The organism is Ensifer sp. GW823-FHT05D09 (assembly GCF_058795755.1).
The window spans coordinates 88,673-108,821 of record NZ_JBXAIA010000008.1; the positions used below are offsets into that span (position 1 = coordinate 88,673).

General features: G+C 62.5%; 17 protein-coding genes and 2 pseudogenes. 10 read left to right on the forward strand and 9 right to left on the reverse strand.

The annotated features are described in order from the left end of the window. Positions 1–30: 30 nt before the first annotated feature. Positions 31–690 (forward strand): TetR family transcriptional regulator C-terminal domain-containing protein, encoded by a 660-nt coding sequence (locus AC1Q80_RS21645; protein ID WP_492361931.1) that lies wholly within the window; start codon positions 31–33, stop codon positions 688–690. A gap of 40 nt (positions 691–730) precedes the next feature. Then, positions 731–1,813 (forward strand): extracellular solute-binding protein, encoded by a 1,083-nt coding sequence (locus AC1Q80_RS21650; protein ID WP_173423345.1) that lies wholly within the window; start codon positions 731–733, stop codon positions 1,811–1,813. A gap of 45 nt (positions 1,814–1,858) precedes the next feature. Here the strand turns inward: AC1Q80_RS21650 and AC1Q80_RS21655 are convergent, their stop codons facing one another. The 3 genes from AC1Q80_RS21655 to AC1Q80_RS21665 are packed head-to-tail and all read right to left on the reverse strand — an operon-like array spanning position 1,859 to position 4,684. Beyond that, positions 1,859–2,932, reverse strand: coding sequence for an ABC transporter ATP-binding protein (locus AC1Q80_RS21655; protein WP_492361932.1), 1,074 nt, complete (start codon positions 2,930–2,932; stop codon positions 1,859–1,861). Between the two features lie 7 nt (positions 2,933–2,939). Then, positions 2,940–3,764 (reverse strand): ABC transporter permease, encoded by an 825-nt coding sequence (locus AC1Q80_RS21660; protein WP_492361793.1) that lies wholly within the window; start codon positions 3,762–3,764, stop codon positions 2,940–2,942. Beyond that, the gene (locus tag AC1Q80_RS21665; protein WP_492361794.1) at positions 3,761–4,684 is read right to left on the reverse strand and encodes an ABC transporter permease; all 924 of its coding nucleotides are present in this window, start codon (positions 4,682–4,684) and stop codon (positions 3,761–3,763) included. Before AC1Q80_RS21665 ends, AC1Q80_RS21660 begins: the two co-directional genes overlap by 4 nt. Here AC1Q80_RS21665 and AC1Q80_RS21670 point away from each other — a divergent pair. Both AC1Q80_RS21670 and AC1Q80_RS21675 read left to right on the forward strand, forming a co-directional pair. Next, on the forward strand, positions 4,665–4,952 hold the full coding sequence (locus AC1Q80_RS21670) for a hypothetical protein (protein ID WP_492361795.1): 288 nt from the start codon (positions 4,665–4,667) through the stop codon (positions 4,950–4,952). The two genes, AC1Q80_RS21665 and AC1Q80_RS21670, sit on opposite strands and share 20 nt — an antisense overlap. Before the next feature lie 20 nt (positions 4,953–4,972). Then, positions 4,973–6,385 carry an aminotransferase gene (locus AC1Q80_RS21675; RefSeq protein WP_492361796.1) on the forward strand — a complete coding sequence of 471 codons (1,413 nt, stop codon included), beginning with the start codon at positions 4,973–4,975 and terminating at the stop codon, positions 6,383–6,385. 103 nt (positions 6,386–6,488) lie between these two features. Here the strand turns inward: AC1Q80_RS21675 and AC1Q80_RS21680 are convergent, their stop codons facing one another. Continuing rightward, on the reverse strand, positions 6,489–7,685 hold the full coding sequence (locus tag AC1Q80_RS21680) for an aromatic ring-hydroxylating oxygenase subunit alpha (RefSeq protein WP_492361797.1): 1,197 nt from the start codon (positions 7,683–7,685) through the stop codon (positions 6,489–6,491). A 218-nt stretch (positions 7,686–7,903) separates the two neighbouring features. Further along, positions 7,904–8,245: a GFA family protein gene (locus AC1Q80_RS21685; RefSeq protein WP_492361798.1), complete on the reverse strand. Its 342-nt coding sequence runs from the start codon at positions 8,243–8,245 to the stop codon at positions 7,904–7,906. A 421-nt stretch (positions 8,246–8,666) separates the two neighbouring features. Here AC1Q80_RS21685 and ggt point away from each other — a divergent pair, with 421 nt between their 5' ends. Beyond that, on the forward strand, positions 8,667–10,412 hold the full coding sequence (ggt, locus tag AC1Q80_RS21690) for a gamma-glutamyltransferase (protein WP_492361799.1): 1,746 nt from the start codon (positions 8,667–8,669) through the stop codon (positions 10,410–10,412). 59 nt (positions 10,413–10,471) lie between these two features. On the opposite strand, the gene AC1Q80_RS21695 is transcribed toward ggt, so the two are convergent. Both AC1Q80_RS21695 and AC1Q80_RS21700 read right to left on the reverse strand, forming a co-directional pair. After that, the gene (locus tag AC1Q80_RS21695) at positions 10,472–11,137 is read right to left on the reverse strand and encodes a LysR substrate-binding domain-containing protein (RefSeq protein ID WP_492361933.1); all 666 of its coding nucleotides are present in this window, start codon (positions 11,135–11,137) and stop codon (positions 10,472–10,474) included. 97 nt (positions 11,138–11,234) lie between these two features. After that, a pseudogene (locus AC1Q80_RS21700) lies at positions 11,235–11,321 on the reverse strand (hypothetical protein); the annotation flags it as partial. Here AC1Q80_RS21700 and AC1Q80_RS21705 point away from each other — a divergent pair. From AC1Q80_RS21705 to AC1Q80_RS21715, 3 genes and pseudogenes are all read left to right on the forward strand, one after another. Then, positions 11,298–11,465 carry a hypothetical protein gene (locus tag AC1Q80_RS21705; protein WP_492361800.1) on the forward strand — a complete coding sequence of 56 codons (168 nt, stop codon included), beginning with the start codon at positions 11,298–11,300 and terminating at the stop codon, positions 11,463–11,465. The pseudogene AC1Q80_RS21700 and the gene AC1Q80_RS21705 sit on opposite strands and share 24 nt — an antisense overlap. After that, complete coding sequence (locus AC1Q80_RS21710) at positions 11,462–12,211, forward strand: sulfite exporter TauE/SafE family protein (protein WP_492361801.1); 750 nt, start codon at positions 11,462–11,464, stop codon at positions 12,209–12,211. Before AC1Q80_RS21705 ends, AC1Q80_RS21710 begins: the two co-directional genes overlap by 4 nt. A gap of 140 nt (positions 12,212–12,351) precedes the next feature. Continuing rightward, positions 12,352–12,759: pseudogene (locus tag AC1Q80_RS21715) on the forward strand (DUF5054 domain-containing protein); the annotation flags it as partial. Between the two features lie 35 nt (positions 12,760–12,794). Here AC1Q80_RS21715 and rtcR read toward each other — a convergent pair. Further along, positions 12,795–14,402, reverse strand: coding sequence for an RNA repair transcriptional activator RtcR (gene rtcR / locus AC1Q80_RS21720; RefSeq protein WP_492361802.1), 1,608 nt, complete (start codon positions 14,400–14,402; stop codon positions 12,795–12,797). 209 nt (positions 14,403–14,611) lie between these two features. Here rtcR and AC1Q80_RS21725 point away from each other — a divergent pair, with 209 nt between their 5' ends. Both AC1Q80_RS21725 and AC1Q80_RS21730 read left to right on the forward strand, forming a co-directional pair. Then, positions 14,612–16,168, forward strand: a complete 1,557-nt coding sequence (locus tag AC1Q80_RS21725; RefSeq protein ID WP_492361934.1) for an RNA-binding protein — start codon at positions 14,612–14,614, stop codon at positions 16,166–16,168. Between the two features lie 714 nt (positions 16,169–16,882). Beyond that, positions 16,883–18,292 (forward strand): RtcB family protein, encoded by a 1,410-nt coding sequence (locus tag AC1Q80_RS21730; RefSeq protein WP_492361935.1) that lies wholly within the window; start codon positions 16,883–16,885, stop codon positions 18,290–18,292. A 63-nt stretch (positions 18,293–18,355) separates the two neighbouring features. Here the strand turns inward: AC1Q80_RS21730 and AC1Q80_RS21735 are convergent, their stop codons facing one another. Then, entirely contained in the window at positions 18,356–19,801 is a 1,446-nt protein-coding gene (locus AC1Q80_RS21735) for an MFS transporter (protein WP_492361803.1), read from the reverse strand. Between the last annotated feature and the right edge of the window lie 348 nt (positions 19,802–20,149).

A 20,149-nucleotide genomic window follows, 5' to 3' on the forward strand; every position in this document is an offset into this window, starting at 1 on the left:
CGCCTCAAGAAGAACAGCACGGCGGTACGGATGAAACTCACCTCTGCGGCACAGGACGCAACGGACACCGAGAAGCGCGGGCGCAAGGCGTCCAAGGAAACCAGACGGCAGCAGTTGATCGAGGCGACGATCGATTCGCTCGCCAAGCGCGGCTATTCCGAGACAACGCTGGCCGATGTCGCCGATGGCGCCGGTCTTTCGCGCGGCATCGTCAACTTCCATTTCGAAAGCAAGGAAAAGTTGCTGATCGCCACGCTGCAATACATGGCGGACGAATATGCCGCCAATTGGGGTGCGGCGCTGGACAAGGCCGGCGACAAGGCGGCGGCCCAACTCTGGGCGCTCGTTGCCTGCGATTTCGATCGAAAGATCTGCACCAAGCGCAAGCTTGCCGCGTGGTGCGCCTTCTGGGGTGAGGCAAAGTCGCGGCCGACCTATCAGGCGCTCTGCGGCGCACGCGACGTCAAGTACCAGGAGATCTTTCTGGCGCTCTGCCAGACGCTCAAGGACGAGGGCGGCTATGCCTACGAGCCTGAGGGGATGACGCTGGCGCTCTGCGCATCGATGGAAGGGCTGTGGCTGCGGCTGATGATGGGCGACGGACTGACGCGCGAGAAGGCGCATGCTGCGGCCGTCGAGTATCTGCTCGTCGCCTTCCCCAAGCATTTCACCCGGGAAGGGCCGAAATAGGGAACAACAACGCCGGAACGGCCGGATAGAGGAGGTTGGCATGATATTGGTGAACGTGTGCAGGCAAATCTTGCGGGGCGTGTTCATCGCCTCGCTTGTCTCGAGCACTGCCCTGCCGGCGCTTGCCGCAGACAATCTCACGATCTTCGACTGGTCGGGTTACGAGGACCCTGCCTTCCACCCCGCCTATACCGCCAAACATGGTGCCGAGCCCGATTTCAGTTTCTTCGGCGACGAGGAAGAGGCTTTCCAGAAGCTGCGCTCAGGCTTCAAGGCCGATCTCGCCCACCCCTGTTCGCAGAGCGTAGCGAAGTGGCGGGAGGCCGGCCTGATCGAGCCACTGGATACGTCGAAGCTGACCTACTGGAACGACACCGATCCAGGCATTGTTGCCATGAAGGGGCTGATGACCACGCCTGATGGCAAGGCCTGGCTGTTGCCGTTCGAATGGGGCAACACGGTGCTGACCTATCGTACCGACACGGTGAAGCCCGAGGAGATTTCCTCGCTGAAGGCCTTTGCCGATCCGAAGTTCAAAGACAGGGTATCGATCGGCGACAATGTCGATGACGCCTATGCGCTCGCGAGCCTTGCGATCGGTCTCAAGGACTGGACGACGATGACCGACGAGCAATTCAAACAGGCGTCGGATTTCCTGCGCGAGGTGCACAAGAACGTTCGCCTCTACTGGACAGACAACACCGACCTCAGCCAGGCGATCGCCAGCGGCGAGGTCGATCTCGCCTGGGCCTGGAACGAAACCGCCACGACGCTGCAGGCCGACGGCGTGCCGGCTGCGATCAAGAAAGACACCGTCGAGGGCCTGTCGACCTGGGTGTGCGGCTATGTCCGGCTCAAGGGTGCTGCGGCCCCGGAGGACCAGCAGTATGACTTCCTCAACTCGATCACCGATCCGGCGATCACCTCCTACATGGTTGAATCCTGGGGCTATGGCCATGCCAATGCGCGCGGCATGGCGCAGGTCGATCCGAAGATCCTGGCCGACAAGGGCTATGCAGACGTTTCGAAGTTCCTCGACAACACGCTGTTCCAATCGCCGATGCCGATGGAGCTGCGCCAGAAGATGATCGCCGAGTTCGAGAAAATCAAAGCAGGTTACTGAGGGGAAAAATTCGGGGCAGCTGCGAGGTGCGGCTGCCCGGCCCAATCAGTCCGAAAGCGCCACGAGCGCATCCGGATCATAGGCGAGCCGAACCGCGTCGCCGACCGGAATGTCATCCGCACCGAAATTGTTGGTTTCCGAGACGGAGAGCGGCTGCTCCATGCCGGGGACGTCGACGATCAGGTGGGTGATCTCGCCGAAATAGTGGCGATCGACGACCCGGCCAGCGAGCTCGAAATCGGCCTTGGCGTCATCCCAAAGCACGCGCAGCCGTTCCGGCCGGATGCCGATCGTCGCCGTGCCATTGCGGGCGTTGAACCCAAGCGGCTTGTCGAGCGTGACGCCGCCGAAACGCGGTGTTTCGACCGAGAGCCGCGTCGCAGTCTCGCCGGTGATCCGCGCCTTCATGAAATTCATGCCGCCGAGAAAATCGGCGATCTGACGGGTGGTCGGGCGCTGGTAGATTTCCTTTGGTGTTGCCACCTGTGCGATGCGTCCGCCAAACATCACGGCGATCCGATCGGACAAAGCGAGCGCCTCGTACTGATCGTGCGTGACGAGGATGAAGGTGATGCCGACGGCCTTTTGCAGCGAGCGCAACTCGACCTGCATTTCCTCCCTCAGCTTCTTGTCGAGCGCCGAAAGCGGTTCATCGAGCAGCAGGACTTTTGGGCGCATGACGAGCGCTCGGGCAAGTGCGACGCGCTGGCGCTGACCGCCGGAAAGCTCGTGCGCCCGGCGCTTGCCGAGATGGCCGAGCCGGACCTGGTCGAGGGCGGCGCCCACGCGCCGGCGCTCCTCGCTCGCATCAAGCTTCAAGCGTTTCAGGCCATAAGCGACGTTTTCCTCGACATCGAGATGCGGAAAGATCGCATAGTTCTGGAAGACCATGTTGGTCGGACGGCGGTTCGGCGGCGTGCCGATCACCGATTGCCCATCGATGCGGATATCGCCGGTGCTCGGTGTGTCGAAGCCGGCGATCGAGCGCAACAGCGTGGTCTTGCCGCAGCCGGACGGACCAAGCAGCGAGAAGAATTCGCCGGCAGCAATGTCGAGCGAGACGTCGTCGAGCGCCTTGTAGATGCCGTAGAACTTGTTGACCGCCTCGATCGTTATCATCGGTGTTTTAGGCATTGAGCGCTCCCTGCGCCCTCAGCCGGTGTTCGGCGCGACGGCGTATGATTTCCGAAAGGGTGAGAAGCAGGATCGAGATGAGGATCATCACGCTACCGAGGGCGAGAACGCCGGGCAGCTTGGCGGCGAAGCGCAACTGCCCCCAGATATAGACCGGCAAGGTCGGCTCGGTGCCCGAGAGGAAGAAGGCGAGGATGAATTCGTCGAGCGAGACGGTGAAGGAGACCAGCAGGCTTGAGACGAGCGCCGGGGCGACCACCGGCAGCGTCACCCGGCGAAACGTCCCGATCGCGGTTTCGCCGAGATCGAGAGAGGCCTCTTCCAGCGACCGGTCGAAGCCGCCGAAGCCGGAGATCAGCACCGACATAGCGTAGGGCAGGCAGAAGATAACCTGGCCGAGAATGACGGTCACCAGCGACAGCTCGACCCCGAGCTGCAGGATGATCATCAGCAGCGATACGGCAAAGATGATTTCCGGCAGGAACAGCGGCGCCATGATCAACCCGGTCGCCGTCCGCTGGCCGCGAAAGCGATAGCGGGTGATGGCGCGGGCCGCGCAGATGCCGAGTACGGTGGAGAGAATGGCGACGGAGACGCCGACGATCATGCTGTTGCGCGCCGCTTCGAGGAGCGCGGTGTTGTGCCAGAGCGACGCGTACCATTTGGTGGTGAAACCGGCGAGCGGGAAGGTGGTCGTGGCCGCGTTGTTAAAGGAGAAGATCGGCAGGAGCAGGATCGGCAGGTAGAGAAATGCCAGATACACCGTGACATAGGCGGGCAGCCAGCGGGACTTCGGAATGCCGTGACGCCCGCTCATTTCGCCATCCTCACCAGCAGTTTCAGCGCAAGGACAGCGAGGCCGGCCATCGCCGAGACGATGACCATCGTCGTCACCGACAGGGCAGCACCAAGCGGCCAGTTGGCACCTTTGCCGAACTGCGCCTGGATCGCGGTCGCGATCATCACGCCATCCTTGCCGCCGACGAGCTTAGGCGTGACGTAGTCGCCGACCGTCGGGATCATCACGATCAGGAAGGCCGAGATGACGCCGGGAAGGGAGAGTGGCAGGGTGACGCGCAGGAAGCTCATCAGCTTGTTGTCACCGAGATCGTGCGCCGCCTCGATCAGCGAGCGGTCGACCTTCTCGAGCGACACGAAGATCGGCAGGATGGCGAAGGCCGCCCAACTGTGGACGAGCGTGATGACGACAGCGTTGGAGTTGTAGAGCAGCGAGGTCAGCGGCTTGTCGATGATGCCGATCGACAGGAGGCCGGTGTTCATGACACCGCCATAGCCCAGGATCACCTTCCAAGACATGACCCGCAGCAGATAGCTGGTCCAGCAGGGCACGGTGATCAGGAACAGCCAGAGGTTCTTGTGGACGCCGCCATGGAAAGAAATGAACCAGGCGATCGGATAGGAGACGGTGACGGTCACGACGCTGACGACGAGCGAGATGACGAGCGAGCGCACCAGCAGATCCTGGTAGATCGGTTCGCCGAGCGCTGTTTTATAGTTCTGAAGCGTGAAGGTGCGGTCGATCGTCAGGTAGTCCTGGGTCCAGAAGCTGTAGGCGATGACGATCAGGATCGGCAGGAACAACAGGGCGACGGCATAGAGCAGCGTCGGGGAGATCAGTGCCAGCCCGCTTGCTTCTTCGCTGGCCGTCCAGCGAACCCGGTTCTTTGGCGGATGCGTGGGCCTTTGCTCCACCTCGGTGGCCGACAGCACCGCCATCAGCGATACCCCGGCTTGCGCAATTGATACTCTGCAGCGCGCCAGCCGCGCTTCGGCTCATGTCGATAGAGTCGACAGTGGAAATGCAGCGAACGCTTCATTCGATCCATCCCATGGCGATTTTTCGCCGTTTGGTTCCCTTGAATTAGCAAAACTCAATTCGGCATTGAACGCAAGTGCTATTTCTGCAATATTGATTGAACAGCCATTCAATAAAATGACGTGTTGTTCAATTTTATCATATGGTTGTTTTGAGAATTATGATTGAAACGGTTGGAGGGATTTGTCATGGCCGCGAAGCTCGATCTTGCAAATGTGCCGGATAGCGGCGCAGGAGAAACGTCCGCGCTTGCCGAAAAGCATCTCGTCCAGCCCTGGCCTGTCGCCGGCAGCATAGGTGCGGAAGCGCGCGGGCCGATTGAAAGCGGCGACGGAATTTATGTCGTCGATGGCGAGGGGCGTCGCCTCATCGATGGTCCGGCCGGCATGTGGTGCGTCAATGTCGGTCACCGCCGGACGGAACTCGCCGAAGTGCTGCACGATCAGGCCATGGCGCTGTCCTACAATTCGCCCTGGTACACCACCAATCAGCCTTCGGCCCTGCTTGCCGAGCGCCTCGCCGCCCATGCACCCGGTGATCTCTCGCATGTATTTTACACCACCGGCGGTTCCTCGGCGGTCGAGACGGCGCTGCGTTTCATGCAGTTCCTGAACAATGTGCGCGGACGGCCGGAGAAGAAGCTGATCGTCTCGCGCCAGGGCGGCTATCACGGCTCCACCTATCTCTCTGCGTCCCTGAACGGACGTCCGCGCGACCACGACTGGATGGACAGCGCCACAGATCAGGTGGCGAAACTTGCCTGTCCCAACCCGTTCCGGCGGCCCGCCGGACAATCCGAGGCCGAATTCTGCGATGCGCTGGTTGCGGAGTTCCAGGCGCTGATTGAGGCAAAGGGGGCGGATCGCATCGGCGCTTTCATCGCCGAGCCGATCATGGCCTCTGGTGGCGTCATCGTGCCGCCGGAGGGTTATCTCCGCCGCATGCGCGCGCTCTGCAGCGAGCACGACATCCTGTTCATCGCCGACGAGGTGGTGACGGCCTTCGGCCGCCTCGGCGAGGTCTTCGCCTCGAAGGCGGTGTTCGGGCTGGAGCCTGATATGATCACCTTCGCGAAGGGGGTGACTTCGGGTTATTTTCCGCTCGGCGGCGTCATGATCTCTTCGCGTCTGCTGGAAAGCCTGCGGCAATCCAACCATTCCGATGCGATGTTCGCGCATGGGCTCACCTATTCCAGCCATCCGGTCGGTTGCGCGGTTGCCCTGCGCAATCTCGACATTCTGGAAGATGGGCTGCTCGACCACGTCAAGGTGATCTCGGGCTATTTCCAGACATCGTTGAAGAGCCTGGAGGCATTGCCGCTGGTCGGCGAAGTCCGCGGCATGGGGCTGATGGCCTGCGTCGAATGCGTCGCCGATCGGGTCAGCAACAACCCGCTGACGCTCGATCTCGAAGTCGGCAAGCGCATCGACCGTCATTGCCAGGAGCTTGGCCTGCTTGTGCGTCCGCTGATCAACATGTGCGTGATGTCGCCACCGTTGACGATCACCACGCGTCAGATCGACGACATGGTCGCCATTCTCGACGCCAGCATCCGCCGCACCATGGACGAGCTCGTGCGCGAGGGGCTGTGGAAGGGTTGAGCCGATCTATTGATCGCGCCTGAAAATGCCTCGGCCCCGCCAGCATTCCCCGGCGGGGCCGTTTTCGAAGGGGCCGGTCTTGAGCCGGCCCCTCTTTTTGCGCCTATCGTTTGGAGAGTTCGTCGTTGACCGCAGCCATCCGGTCCTCGGGTGGGGCCACGTCCAGATTGACGACGGGCAGCACGGCGCGAATGTGATCGTGATGCGTGCGCACGCCATATTCCAGATCGGAGAGATAAAACCCGTTGAACGCCTTCGACGTCATGGATTCGTTCGACCAGATCGTCAGTTGCACGTCCTCGGCCTGGGTATCCCTGTCGATGCGGAAGGCGAGGTAGCGGGCAAGCCGTTGCTGGCGCGTTTCCTCGGGATAGCGATAGATCGCGCCGCGCAGCAGCGTCTTTCCGGTCGATAATGGGAATTCCTGATAGAACTGCACAGTCTCAGGCGTCACTGCGATAACGGCGTTGGGGAAGAGGCCGAAATAGATCCAGGCCTTGCGCAGCCGCTCGGGCAGATGCGTCGCTTCCGGCGCAATGCCGACATATTGCCGGACACTCCAGCGGCGGCCCGCATGCGGGTTGTAGGTTGCGAAGGAACGGCAAAGGCCATTGACGAAAGGCTCATCGTAATAGGTCGAACCATAGAGATCCTGCAGCGCCGGATGGGCCATGGCAACGTGATAGCCTTCATTGTCGACGTCGCGCACCGATTTCCAGTTCACCGCACTTTCCTGCGTCCACACGCCTTCGGTCGGCAGCATGCGCTCGGAGCCGTAGTGGCCGAACTCCTCGGCAAAGGGCTGCATCAGCTCGGCGACAGAGGGCTGTGGCCCCGGCCGAAAACGGATGAAGACGAAGCCCATCCAGATTTCCAGTTCGAGCGGCACAAGGCCGAATTCCTGCTTGTCGAGCGGCGGAAACGAGCGCGGTCGCGCCGCCCCACGGAGCGTGCCGTCGAGATTGTAGACCCAGCCGTGGAACGGACAGACGAGCGCGTTGCGGCACTTGCCCTTGTCGTCGGCAACGACACGGGAGCCGCGATGGCGGCAGATGTTGTGAAAGCCACGGATCGTGCCCTGCTGGTCGCGCAGGATCAGCGCCCGCTCGCCGACCACATCCATGGTGATGTAGTCGCCCGCCTCGGGAACGTCTGAGACATGACAGGCGATCTGCCAGTGACGGCGGAAGATGTGTTCGCGTTCCAGTTCGAGCAGGGCGTCGCTATGGTAGCACCAGCCGGGCAATCCACGGCGATCCCAGTCGTTCGGGACGGTTATGTCGCGGATCATTTCGTTCATTCAATGTCTCCATTTTTGCTGAACGTTCATTCAATATAATCTGTTTCGAGCAGAGAGACAAGCCGACCTCAAGCGCTCCGGACGATGGACGGCGCGCCGCGCCGTGCGGCCGAACCCCGAGGACGAGCGGCAACAGGACGAGGGTTGCGAGACCCCGGGGCATTCGAGACGCCGGGCCGGCGAAACCATAGGGATGCGAAACCCCGAGGCTGGTGGACCTACCAGCTGGCGCCGTCGATCAGCCGGTGGGGAATGTCCTCCCAGACAGACCGGTCGAACAGCCGCATGTTGACGCCCATGCGCGTCGTGTCGGCAGAAATCGGCGACCAGTGGGTGGTGCAGCCGCAGGTGCCGCAATGGTGGATCGTCAGCGTGGCGTCGCCCTGGACGTAACCGACGAGCTTGCCCTGCGGATCACTGATCGACACCTCTTCGGCGTCATAATAGCCCCAGAGCGTGCCGAGGCGTGAACACATCGAGCAGTTGCAGCTGCCGAGCGTGTCGGGCCGGACACGGACGGAGAGACGAACCGACTTGCAATGGCAATGGCCTTCGATCATACGCGTCCCTTTTCGCTGACCCTGTTTCCCGGACGGATGGCGAAGGGTCCGGAAAGCGCTAGGTCCAGACTGTCACAGCCCTGGCGGGTCGTGGCAATGGCAAAAACAGATCCGAGCGTTGATCGTGTTGCCGGCCCGTGAGCGGCTTGCCGCGGGCAGACGCCCGACGCAAGACAGCGGCGACCAATGCCTGTGCCTGCCGACCGACCATGGCGGTTCGTTTCTGTCGCTGCCTTCCGATGCCTTCAGCGGTTGTCCGCGCCCGCCGCGCATGACTATACTCTGCCCAAGGCTCACGCCTTGACCCGAGGCTACGTCCACCCGATGGGCGGGCCGACCATTTGATGCCTTCGCATTTCGATGCCGCTGCCCTCGGTCGAGGGCGCCGTTTACCAGAAAACGTCTGTCGCGGGAGAAAAGCATGCGCAATTCCTGCCTGAATATCCTGTCCTTCACCCTGATCGCCGCACTCGGTTCGGTTTCGCCGTCGGCCGTCAGGGCCGCGTCGCCGGAGCCGGTCAAGGCCGAGCACGGCATGGTCGTGACCGCCCAGCACCTGGCGTCGGATATCGGCGTCGCGGTGCTGAAAAAGGGCGGCAATGCCGTGGATGCCGCCGTTGCCGTCGGCTACGCGCTTGCGGTGGTCTATCCGACCGCCGGCAACATCGGCGGCGGCGGCTTCATGACGATCCGCTTCAAGGACGGCAAGACCACGTTCCTCGATTTTCGCGAGCGCGCGCCGACTGCGGCGACCAAGGCGATGTATCTCGACGACAAGGGCCAACTGGTCGATGGCCTGAGTACAGAGGGCTATCTCGCGGTCGGCGTACCGGGCCCGGTGCTCGGCTTCGAGGTCGCGCGCAGCCGCTATGGTACGCGACCGCTCAAGGAACTGATTGCGCCCGCCATTGCGCTCGCCAAGGACGGTTTCCGGCTGGAACAAGGGGATATCGATTCCTTCGATGGCGAAACCGAACGATTGGCAAAAGACCCGGCGGCCGCTGCGATCTTCCTGAAGCCTGACGGAAAACCCTTTGCCGTGGGCGAAACGCTGGTTCAGGCGGACCTTGCCGCCTCGCTTTCGAGCATTTCCGAAAAGGGCACCGACGCCTTCTACAAGGGCGCGATCGCCGACGCCATCGTCAAGGCAAGTGCCGACAAGGGCGGGATCCTCGCCAAGGCGGATTTCGAGAAATACGCCGTGCGCGAACTGGAGCCGGTCAAGTGCAAATATCGCGGCTATGACATCGTCTCCTCGCCGCCGCCGTCGTCCGGCGGCGTCATCATCTGCGAAATCCTCAACGTGCTCGAAGGCTATCCTTTGTCCTATCTCGGTTACGGTTCGGCCGAAACAGTGCATGCGATGATCGAGGCGATGCGCCATGCCTATGTCGACCGCAACACGACGCTCGGTGACCCCGATTTCGTCGAGAACCCGGTCGCCAAGTTGCTCGACAAGGCCTACGCCGCTGAGATCCGCGGCAAGATCGATCCGTTCAAGGCCGGCGTTTCGCAGGCGCTGATGCCGGAGGGCTTTGCCGAAAGCAAGGAGACGACCCACTATTCGATCATTGATGACGAGGGCAACGCGGTTGCGGTGACCTATACGCTCAACGGCTCTTTCGGCGCCGGCGTGGTCGCGCCCGGGACCGGCATTCTGCTCAACAACGAGATGGACGATTTCACCGCCAAGCCGGGCGCTCCCAATCTCTACGGGCTCGTTCAGGGCGAGGCCAACGCGATCGCCCCCGGCAAGACGCCGCTGTCCTCGATGAGCCCGACCATCGTCTCCAAGGACGGCAAGCCCTTCATGGTGATCGGCAGTCCCGGCGGCGCGCGCATCATCACGATTACGCTCGAAGCGATCATCAACGTCATCGATCACGGCATGAACATCCAGGAGGCCGTCGACGCGCCGCGTATCCACCATCAGTGGCTGCCGGACAAGGTGTTCATGGAGCCCTACGCATTGTCGCCCGATACGCGCAAGCTTCTCTCCGCGATGGGCCACGACGTGCAGATCGACAAGAGCTGGAGCATCTGGGGTCAGGCAACCGGCATTCTCGTCGGTGGTGAAAGCCTTGCCGAGATCACTGAGGGTGGTGGCGCGCGCTATAATGGCGCCGTCGACAGCCGCATCGGCGCCGGTGCGGCGAGGGGCTACTGATTGAGGGGGGCGCTGACGCTCGTCGTCGTTTGGCGAGGACGGTGCGCGCCGTCTCCCCGTCAGTCCGGCTTGAAGCTGCCGAGTTGCTCGACCAGGTCGCGCGCGATCCGTGAGAGGTCTGCATCCTGCCGCAGGCAGATCGACAGGCGGCGCGTCGCCCAGCGCTCAGTGAGTGTGAGGGTGGCGAGCGCCGTTGTGCGCCGGCACCGGCGCGCGGCCGTCTGCGGCACGATGCCGACGCCGATCGCCTGCGCGGCCAGGCGGCAGACGTTCTCGAAGCTGCGCACCCGCAGCCTATAGCTTGCCCGCCGTCCGATGCGCGCGGCCTGACCGTCGATATGGTCTTGTAGCGCGCTGCCCTCTGCCAGGCCGATGAACGGATGGTCGAGCAGGTCGGTGAAGCCGACCTTGCTTGCCCGCGCGAGCGGGTGATCCCTTGCGACCACGCCGACCAGCCGGTCGATCGCAAAGGGGATCAGGTGCAGGCCTGCGGTGTCGACCGCATCCGAGACGATCCCGATATCGGCGAGCCCACCTGAGACGGCTTTGACGATATCGGCGCTCTGCCGCTCCTTGAGCTCGATGTCGGTTTGCGGATGGGTGCGAAGCCAGGGGCCGAGGCGGTCCGGCAGGAACTCGGTGATGGCAGCGGTGTTGGCGAGCAGGCGGATGCTTGCCCGCAAACCCCGGGCATATTCGCCGAGTTCGCCATGCATATGCTCCATCTGGCGCAGCACCAGCCGGGCGTGATGGATAAGCGTCGCCAGCTGCGGTGGTGGTAACGCCCCGGCGGCCGCGCGCCAGAAGCGCGACGCCGCCCTTTTCCTCCATGCCGCGCAGCCGCTCGCTGGCGGCCGCGAGCGAGAGGTTTGCGGCCTCGGCGCCATGGGTAATGCTGCCGGCTTCCACGACGGCAAGAAACAGGCGCAGGTCGATGAGGTCGAAACGCATGACCGGCACGATAGCGGCAAATCTGCCTTCGGTACAGCCGAAGCCAGGCTGCGGATCATCCGCATTGCGCAATTGCTCCGCTTCATCGCTTTGGATCCATGATCGATCTCTCCACATGGCATATGGGCGCTATTGCGGCAGCCTTCTTCCTCGCCGGCATCGTCAAGGGCGTGACGGGCATGGGGCTTCCAACCGTCGCCATGGGCGCACTCGGCGCGCTCTTGTCGCCGATCGCAGCAGCGAACCTGCTGATCTTGCCTTCCCTTGTGACGAATGTCTGGCAGTTGCTGGCCGGCCCAGCTTTCGCCCCACTCATGAGGAGGCTCTGGCCGATGATGCTGGCGATCGGCATCGGCACCATCATCGGCACATCCTTGCTGGCCGGTGGCGATACGGTACTTTCGACGGCGATGCTTGGCGGGGCGCTGGTGCTCTATGCCGGATACACGCTGGTCGCACAGCCGTTTTCAGTCTCGGCAGGGGTCGAGGCCTGGCTGTCGGCGCCGATCGGCATAATGACGGGCGTGGTCACCGGCTGCACCGGCGTTTTCGTCATGCCGGCGGTGCCCTATCTACAGGCGCTTGGCCTGGGCAAGAACGATCTGATCCAGGCGCTCGGCCTCTCTTTCACCGTCTCCACCGTGACGCTCGCGGTGGGTCTTTGGTGGCGCGCGGCGTTTGCGGTCGACAACCTGCTTTTGTCGGCACTCGCTATCGTGCCGGCACTGGCCGGCATGTGGGCCGGCCAGGTGATCCGCCGACTGATCAGCCCCGCCACGTTTCGGCGGTGGTTCCTGATCGGCCTGATGCTTCTCGGCGCCGAACTGGCGCTACGGCCCTTCTTCTAGGCCTCGGGTCATTCCACATAAATCGGATTGCTGATGGCCCGACGCACGGCCTGCTCTTGCAGTTCCACCTCGGTCAGATGCCAAGGCAGCCGACCACCAACGGCTGCAGTATATGCGTCGATCAATTGCGGCCGGCGTGCGAAGGCGAAGTGCTCGAGCTTCGCCTGACCTTGCACGGCAAGGCTGCCAACCGCATGCCCGAGGCGAGCTTTCTATCCTTTACGCCTTCGAGTGATGTCGGCTGGCATTTGCGCAAAATGGGGCTCTGGCACAAATCCGGCGCTATCGCGGCCGGTGGCGGCGCCCAACTCCAGGCGGTCACCGGCGTTCGCGGCGAGCTTTGGTCCGGCGCGGTGCTGTCGATCGAGCCGCTCGACACGCCGCTGGTCGCGCCGCAATCCTGGGATTTCATGACCTTCTGCAAGTCATTGCCGGATTTCGGGGACGGCGTGTGCTTCAACCTCCACAACAACAAGTGGGGAACGAACTTCCCGATGTGGTGGGAAGGTGACTTTTCCGCCCGGTTCCGGCTGCGGCTGGACGGCTGAAGACGGTGGGCAGCGATCGAGGGGGGTGCCGCCCCTCAGTCGCGCGGCACGATATCTGAGAACTTCAACCCGAACCGGCCGAGATACTTCGTCAGCCGGTCAGCGTCGTTGCTGCTGGTCTTTTCCAGTCGGGAATGGGCAAACAAAGCTCTGCCGGCGGCACTCGCGCTTCGATGTTCGCGGCATGTGCGAAGGACGGTCGCAAGCTGCGCCCGGTCAAACAGATCCATACAAGCGGCCGCTTCAGTGCCGAGGATTTCTCCGATGACCGCGTCGGTGTCGGCGGTGCGCGGGGAGAGGTGCCAGAAGGCATTCAGCCTCCGCACCTCGTCGTCGACCACGTCGGTGGTGATGCGGCCGTGTGGCGCGAGCGTCGCCATGCGCGTGATCGAGGCCGAGAGGTCGCGGAAGTTCGCGCTCCACAGCGCCTGCGGCCCGGTGGCAAAGGCAAGGTAGCGTTCGCGTGCCTCCTTGTTGAAGGTGATGTTCTGGCCTTCGCGTTCCAGATGGCGTTTCAGCTCGAAATCGAGGTTGGGCTCTATGTCCTCCTGGCGTTCGCGCAGGGCCGGCAGCCGAAATGTCCACAGATTGAGGCGTGCGTATAGATCTTCGCGGAACCTGCCGCTGGCGACGTCCTCGCCGAGATCACGATTGGTCCCTGCCAGAAGCTGAAAGTCTGCGGATACTTCCCGGTCCGAGCCGACCGGCAGGAAGCGTTTCTCTTCGATGGCGCGCAGGCACATGGCCTGTTCGTCGAGGCCGAGCTCGCCGATCTCGTCGAGGAACAGCACGCCCTTGTCCGCTGACTTGAGCAGGCCGGCACGTTCCGTGGCTGCGCCGGTAAAGGCGCCCTTCACGTGGCCGAACAAGGTCGACATCGCCTGGTCGCCCCGGAGTGTCGCGCAGTTGACCTCGATGAAGGCACCGCTGACCTTGCGCTCCGATTTCTTCAGCTCATAGATTCTGCGTGCAAGCTGTGACTTTCCCGCACCCGTCGGCCCTGTCAGCAACACCGGCGCGGTCGAACGGATGACCACGCGCTCGATCTCGTCGATCACGCGGTTGAAGGCGGCATTGCGGGTGGATATGCCCGATTTCAGGAAGGAAGCCGCATCTTCGCGCTCGGAGGCGAAGCGCTTGGCGATCTCGTCATAGCGCGACAGGTCGAGGTCGATGATCCGGTGGGTGCCCGCGAAATTCTGGCCGGGCTCACGGTCGCGCGGCGGCGACAGCTGCAGCAATTGCGCCGGGACGATACGCGCCTCGGTGAGAAGGAACCAGCAGATCTGCGCCACATGGGTGCCGGTGGTGATGTTGACGAGATAGTCTTCCGTATCGGGGTCGAAAGGATAGCTGCGGGCAAAGTCCCTGAGGCTGGTATAGACCTCCGAGAAATCCCAGGGGTCGCGGAAGTTGATGACATTGTTGCGCACTTCCGTGGCTGGCGACACGGTTTCGATGTCGCCAATGATCCGTCGTGCCAGGGGCCAGGCGTGGTTGTCGTGGATCAGCTCCAGCCGATCGAAGAAAAGCCCGGACTGTTGGGTGAGGCCGACATTGGGTCGCCAGCGGCTCCAGCGATCCTCGCGCTTGCCCATGTCGAGCGTGGTTCCCAGAATGCTGATGGCAACACGGCGTTTCATGCGTATCCAAACTTATAAGTTCATATCTCAACGGATATATTATCTCATGGGTTGAAATTGCGCAAATTATGGACGTCGTTCAGCGTCGATACTTTTTGTTGTTGAAAAACAATAATATAGAAAAATACTCGCCGCTTTGTCGGTCTCATTTTTGAAACTGGCACGCCTCTTGAATTGTATCTGGCATGAAACAACCAAGAGGTGCCGTCATGGTCAACAAGGCGATCTTCAAAACCTACCTCGGAAAACTGCTTCCGGGCACGGATACAAAAAACCACGAAGGTGCGCCGGCCTATCAGCTGACGCCGCGCGAGGCGTTGGCGCAGTATGCGGTGACGGGAACCTTCAACGGCACGTTCTATGCCGATGGCGCTGAACAGCTCGAAGCCGTAAAGGCGCTCGCGCTTGAGGTCGAGCCGGAATTCCTGGCGAGGGTCGCGGTTTATGCCGCCGAGCGTGGTTACATGAAGGACATGCCGGTGACGTTGCTGGCCGTGCTTTCGGGCCTCCAGAGCGACGTCTTCGCCCGTGCGTTTCCGCGTGTCGTCAAAAACGGCAAGATGCTGCGCGGATTCGTGCAGGTCATGCGTTCGGGCGCCACAGGGCGCAAGTCGCTCGGCACGCGGCCGAAGAAGGCCGTGCAGGCATGGCTGGAGCGGGCGAGCACGGCGCAGATCCTGCGGGCGATGGTCGGCACCGATCCGTCGCTGGCCGATGTAATTCGCATGGTGCACCCGAAGCCGGCGACGGAAGAGCGAAAGGCATTCTACGCCTGGGCAATCGGCAAGCCGTACGACTACATGGCGCTGCCGGAAGTGGTGAGGGGGTTGGAGGTCTTCAGGCGCAACCAGTCGCAGCCGCTGCCGGACGTGCCTTTCCAGATGCTGACCTCGCTACCGTTGACGCGGGAGCATTGGGTCGAGATCGCCCGCAAGGGCGGCTGGCAGATGGTGCGGCAGAACCTCAACACCTTCGCACGCAACGGCGTGTTAGAGGTGGAGGGATTCTCCGAAATGCTGGCGCAGCGACTGGCCGATCCGGACGAGGTCCGCAAGGCGAAAGTCTTCCCCTATCAGCTGATGATGGCGTGGAAGATGGTCGATGGCCAGGTGCCGGAAGTCGTGCGCGACGCGCTGCAGGATGCGATGGACGTTGCTATCGGCAATGTGCCGTCGCTTGCCGGCAACGTCGTGTTGTGCCCTGACGTTTCCGGCTCGATGGGCTCGCCCGTAACCGGATTCCGCCAGGGCGCCACGTCCGCGGTTCGTTGCATCGACGTTGCGGCCCTGATGGCGGCTGCATTCCTGCAACGCAACCCGAAGGCGCGGGTCCTGCCGTTCGAGAACGACGTGGTCAACGTCAGCCTCAACCGGCGCGACACGGTGATGACCAATGCCGGCAAGCTGGCGGCCGTTGGCGGTGGCGGAACCAATTGCTCCGCGCCGCTGAGGAAACTCGCAAACGAAAAGGCCAAGGTCGACCTCGTCGTGTTCATCTCGGACAACGAATCCTGGGTCGATGCGGGCAGGGGCGGCCAGGCGACGGCGGTCATGACGGAATGGGCGCGGATCAAGCGGGTCAACCCGGCTGCAAAGCTGGTCTGCCTCGACATCCAGCCCTATGCCACGACACAGGCGCCAACGCGTGACGACGTGCTCAACATCGGCGGCTTCTCGGATGCCGTCTATGGCGTCATCACATTGTTTGCCGCCGGCAAGAACGGAGCGGACGGCTGGGTGAAGACCATCGAGGCGATCGAGCTCTGAAGCAAGGCAATACCCCGCGCCGCCGTGAACGGCGCGGGAACCGTGACGAATGCCGGTTGAAACTACAGATCGTTAAACTCCAGGTCGCGGGTTCGAATCCCGTCGGGTCCTCCAATCTATGGACCCGTAGCTCAGCGGATAGAGCCGGACGTTTCACCACACCTCGTCGTCACGGACGAATGACATGCATGGCGAATGGTAGCGGGTCGTTTCTTTGATCCCTTGTCGCCATGGCCGAAATTGCAGCGGCGAATGCCGGACGGAACTACATCGCCACCAAAAGTTGGATGGTCTGGTAGGTTCGACTCCTCCTGGGCATACGCTCTCTGGCACGAGCGGGGCCATCCGGTTTCGTCCATCCTCGTCGCCGCTGCATGGCTTTGAGTGCCGCCCGCTCTGCGGGCGTGAAGTGCCCCGGCGAATGCCGGCAGGACTACAGGTAGAGCGGCACGCCAGGTTCGGTGGGCAGGTCGGATGTTCAAGTCATCCCGTTTTCTTGAAAGGGAAACGTAGCTCAGCACATTGTCCTGCCACAGCTCGTCGCCGGGAGACGACCCTGGGCGAATGCTGCCCGCGACTACATGGGAACGCATCGCGCCATGAGATGGAATGCGTGCGGTGGTGTCGCTGGCCCATGCTTGTCGCCCAGGGGATGTGACGAAACGTGAGAGAACCAGAAGGACTGCGAACGCAGAAAAGACAATGACTGAGATAATGAGCGGACAGGATCTGATCGACGCCGGCATGAGCCAGGGCAAGTGGTTTCGCGATGCGCTGGACGCCGCCAACAGGACGCTCGGCGCCGGCGGCACCATGGCTGATGCGCTCGAAATCGCGCGTGGCTACCAGCCGGGACCGACCCTGCCGCTGAAGGCCGCAAACGATGTGCTGATCCACATGAACATCCGCGCCGAGAACGCCCACGAACAGGAAAATATCGAAAAAGTAAGCGCCACAATGCGCGAACTCGCTCGCACGCCGGTCGTTCGTTCGGCCGCGATCATGCCCGATGCCTGCCCGTCCGGGCCGATCGGCACGATCCCGGTGGGCGGCGTGGTCGCCTCGGAGGCGATCCATCCCGGCATGCATTCGGCCGACATCTGCTGCTCGATGGCGATCTCCGTCTTCCCCGGTGTGGCGCCGCATTCACTGCTCGATGCGGTGCATGCGGTCACGCATTTCGGCCCGGGAGGGCGTCCGCGTGATGCCCAGATCAACCCTTCGGAAGCAACCCTGTCGGCGTTCCAGCAGAACCCGCTGCTAAGGGAGATCATCAGCGTCGGCATCGAGCACTTCGCAACTCAGGGCGACGGCAACCACTTTGCCTATGTCGGCCAGATGAAATCGACCGGCGAGACGGCGCTCGTCACCCATCACGGATCGCGTGCCCCCGGTGCGCGGCTCTATGATCGCGGCATGAAGATCGCCAACAGGTTCCGCGAGCAGCTGTCTCCCGAAACGCATCGGGAGAACGCCTGGATCCCGGCCGAAAGCGAAGAGGGAGAAATGTACTGGTCGGCGCTGCAGACGATCCGCCAGTGGACGAAGGAGAACCACTACGCCATCCACGACATGACGGTGGATAGGCTGGCGACGAAGGTCGGGGATCGCTTCTGGAACGAGCACAACTTCGTTTTCAGGAAGTCCGACGGCCTGTTCTACCACGGCAAGGGGGCGACGCCTGCCTTCGACGGCTGGGCACCTGATGCGACCGACCTGACGATCATTCCGCTCAACATGGCGGAGCCGATCCTGATCGTGCGCGGGTCCAATGCCGATCATGGGCTCGGCTTCTCGCCGCATGGTGCCGGCCGAAACTTCTCGCGAACGGCGCACATGCGCCGGCTCGGGGATGATTTCGGCGCCGACGGTCGCGGGCTTAGCCCCAACAACATCGCCGCCGTCATGGCGCGCGAGACGGCGGGCCTGGACGCGCGCTTCTTCTCCGGTCACCCCGACGTTTCGGAGTTGCCGAGCGCCTACAAGAACGCGGCCGCCGTGCGCCAGCAGATCGCCGATTACGGCCTTGCCGAAATCGTCGACGAGGTGATCCCTTACGGCTGCATCATGGCCGGGGACTGGCAGAAGGACGCACCTTGGCGCCGCCGCAAAAACAAGCGGTGACTTTAGAAATCCGAGCGGCATCGGAGTGACCTCCGGGCCACGGCCGATACCGCTCGGGCAGGATCATTTGCGCGGCACGAATTTGTGTCCCGAAACTTCGGCGCCTGCGTCGTGCGGCAGGCCCAGAAACCGGAAGGCCGAGAGGGTGCCGATCGTCGCGACCGCGAGAAACGCCCAGCGGAAGTCCGCCAACACTGCTGTTTCTCCACCGCGCAGGGCTTGAGACAGGTTGAGAACGGCGGCCGCGACAGCAACGCCCATCAGCATCGCCACTTGCTGGAGCATGCTCGAAAGCGTCGATGCGGAGCTGCGCTGGGTTGCAGAGATATCGGCAAAGCCAAGCGTGTTGAGCGCGGTAAATTGCATCGAGCGGAAAAGCCCGGCGGCAAACAAGAGCAGAAGCGTCAGAAGTTTGGGCGTGTCCGTCGAAATCGCCGCACAGGCGCCGATCGCCAGCGATGCCAGCAGCCCGTTGCCGACGAGGATCGAGCGGAAGCCGAAGCGCCGCAGCAACGGCGTGGTCGCCGTTTTCATCGCCAGATTTCCTGCGAAGTAGGCGAGCACATAAATTCCGGTCTCGATCGGATTGAGGCCGAAGCCGACCTGAAAGAGCAGTGGGATCAGAAACGGCGTCGCGTTGATGGCTATGCGGCAGGCGGTGCCGGCCGACAACGTCGACATCGCAAAGGTCTGTATTTTGAGAGCAGAGAGATCGAGAAGCGGATCGGTGATCACCTTGAAGTGACACGTGGCCATGATGCCGATGATCGTGCCCGCTGCCAGCAACAGGCCGATTGCAAGGGCATTGATTGTCCCGTGCACGAAGGCTTCGAGCCCGGCCAGCACCAAAGTAAGGCTGGTTGATGATAGGATGAAGCCCTTGATGTCGAGACGGCGCGCCTCTTCCTCGCGCTGATCGGGCACGAAGCGCAGCACAAGCGCAAGGCCGATGAGGCCGATCGGTATGTTGATGAGAAAGTTCCAGTGCCAGCTCAGCCACGTGGTGATCACGCTGCCGAGGATCGGGCCGACGACCGGGGCGATCAGCGCCGGCCAGGTGATGAGCGCGACCGCGCCGACAAGCTCCGATTTGCGAGCATTCTTCAAAACGATGATCCGGCCGACCGGCGTCATAAGGGCGCCGCCGATGCCTTGCACGGCACGTGCCGCGATGAACTCGCCGAGGCTGCCTGACAGGCCGCAAAACAGCGAGGCGAGCGTGAAAATGCCGATTGCGACAAGGAAGACATTGCGCGCGCCAAAGCGGTCGCCAAGCCAGCCGGAGAGCGGAATGAAGGCCGCCATCGTCAGCATGTAGACGGTGATGCCGATGCTCATGGCGACCGGTTGCACACCGAAGGACGCGGCCATCTGCGGCAGCGAGGTAATGACGATCGTACCGTCGAGCATCTGCATGAAGAAGGCGATGGCAACGACCAGCGCGACGACACGGGAATTGCGGGCGGAGGAGGCGTCTTGGGCCTGCGTCTCGGTCGGGATCGCTGTCATGCCGTCACTGCTGGCCCGCATTGCAATCAAGAATGGGGTTGCCAGCCAAAACGTGAGACGAAAGCTGGATTGCTGTCGGAAATGAAATCATCGGGGCACTTCAGAATGGATCACGGTTTCGCCGACCCATACGCTTCAGCCGGGACCGGCGACGAAAACAAGGGAGCCCAGGTGACTGGCCCCAGCGCCTTCTATGCGCCCTCAAGCGGACTTGTGTCGATTCCCTTGTTGCGATCGGCGGAGATTTTGCGAGGTTTTGCTGGTTGGGAAAGCGTGAAGCAGCTGATGGGGCCCGCTCAGGTCAGGTGCTAGTCGACGGCAGCCGGCCGAAAGCCCGGGCGCGTTGCG

Bases quoted from the DNA above. Each gene is read 5' to 3' on its own strand.
- AC1Q80_RS21710 (WP_492361801.1), top strand. From the start codon at position 11,462: ATGATCGATCTCTCCACATGGCATATGGGCGCTATTGCGGCAGCCTTC.
- AC1Q80_RS21685 (WP_492361798.1), bottom strand. From the start codon at position 8,245: ATGATCGAAGGCCATTGCCATTGCAAGTCGGTTCGTCTCTCCGTCCGT.
- AC1Q80_RS21675 (WP_492361796.1), top strand. From the start codon at position 4,973: ATGGCCGCGAAGCTCGATCTTGCAAATGTGCCGGATAGCGGCGCAGGA.
- AC1Q80_RS21650 (WP_173423345.1), top strand. From the start codon at position 731: ATGATATTGGTGAACGTGTGCAGGCAAATCTTGCGGGGCGTGTTCATC.
- AC1Q80_RS21665 (WP_492361794.1), bottom strand. From the start codon at position 4,684: ATGGCGGTGCTGTCGGCCACCGAGGTGGAGCAAAGGCCCACGCATCCG.
- AC1Q80_RS21725 (WP_492361934.1), top strand. From the start codon at position 14,612: ATGGTCAACAAGGCGATCTTCAAAACCTACCTCGGAAAACTGCTTCCG.
- AC1Q80_RS21695 (WP_492361933.1), bottom strand. From the start codon at position 11,137: ATGGAGCATATGCATGGCGAACTCGGCGAATATGCCCGGGGTTTGCGG.
- rtcR (WP_492361802.1), bottom strand. From the start codon at position 14,402: ATGAAACGCCGTGTTGCCATCAGCATTCTGGGAACCACGCTCGACATG.
- ggt (WP_492361799.1), top strand. From the start codon at position 8,667: ATGCGCAATTCCTGCCTGAATATCCTGTCCTTCACCCTGATCGCCGCA.
- AC1Q80_RS21730 (WP_492361935.1), top strand. From the start codon at position 16,883: ATGAGCGGACAGGATCTGATCGACGCCGGCATGAGCCAGGGCAAGTGG.
- AC1Q80_RS21680 (WP_492361797.1), bottom strand. From the start codon at position 7,685: ATGAACGAAATGATCCGCGACATAACCGTCCCGAACGACTGGGATCGC.
- AC1Q80_RS21645 (WP_492361931.1), top strand. From the start codon at position 31: ATGAAACTCACCTCTGCGGCACAGGACGCAACGGACACCGAGAAGCGC.
- AC1Q80_RS21655 (WP_492361932.1), bottom strand. From the start codon at position 2,932: ATGATAACGATCGAGGCGGTCAACAAGTTCTACGGCATCTACAAGGCG.
- AC1Q80_RS21705 (WP_492361800.1), top strand. From the start codon at position 11,298: ATGGGTAATGCTGCCGGCTTCCACGACGGCAAGAAACAGGCGCAGGTC.
- AC1Q80_RS21660 (WP_492361793.1), bottom strand. From the start codon at position 3,764: ATGAGCGGGCGTCACGGCATTCCGAAGTCCCGCTGGCTGCCCGCCTAT.
- AC1Q80_RS21735 (WP_492361803.1), bottom strand. From the start codon at position 19,801: ATGACAGCGATCCCGACCGAGACGCAGGCCCAAGACGCCTCCTCCGCC.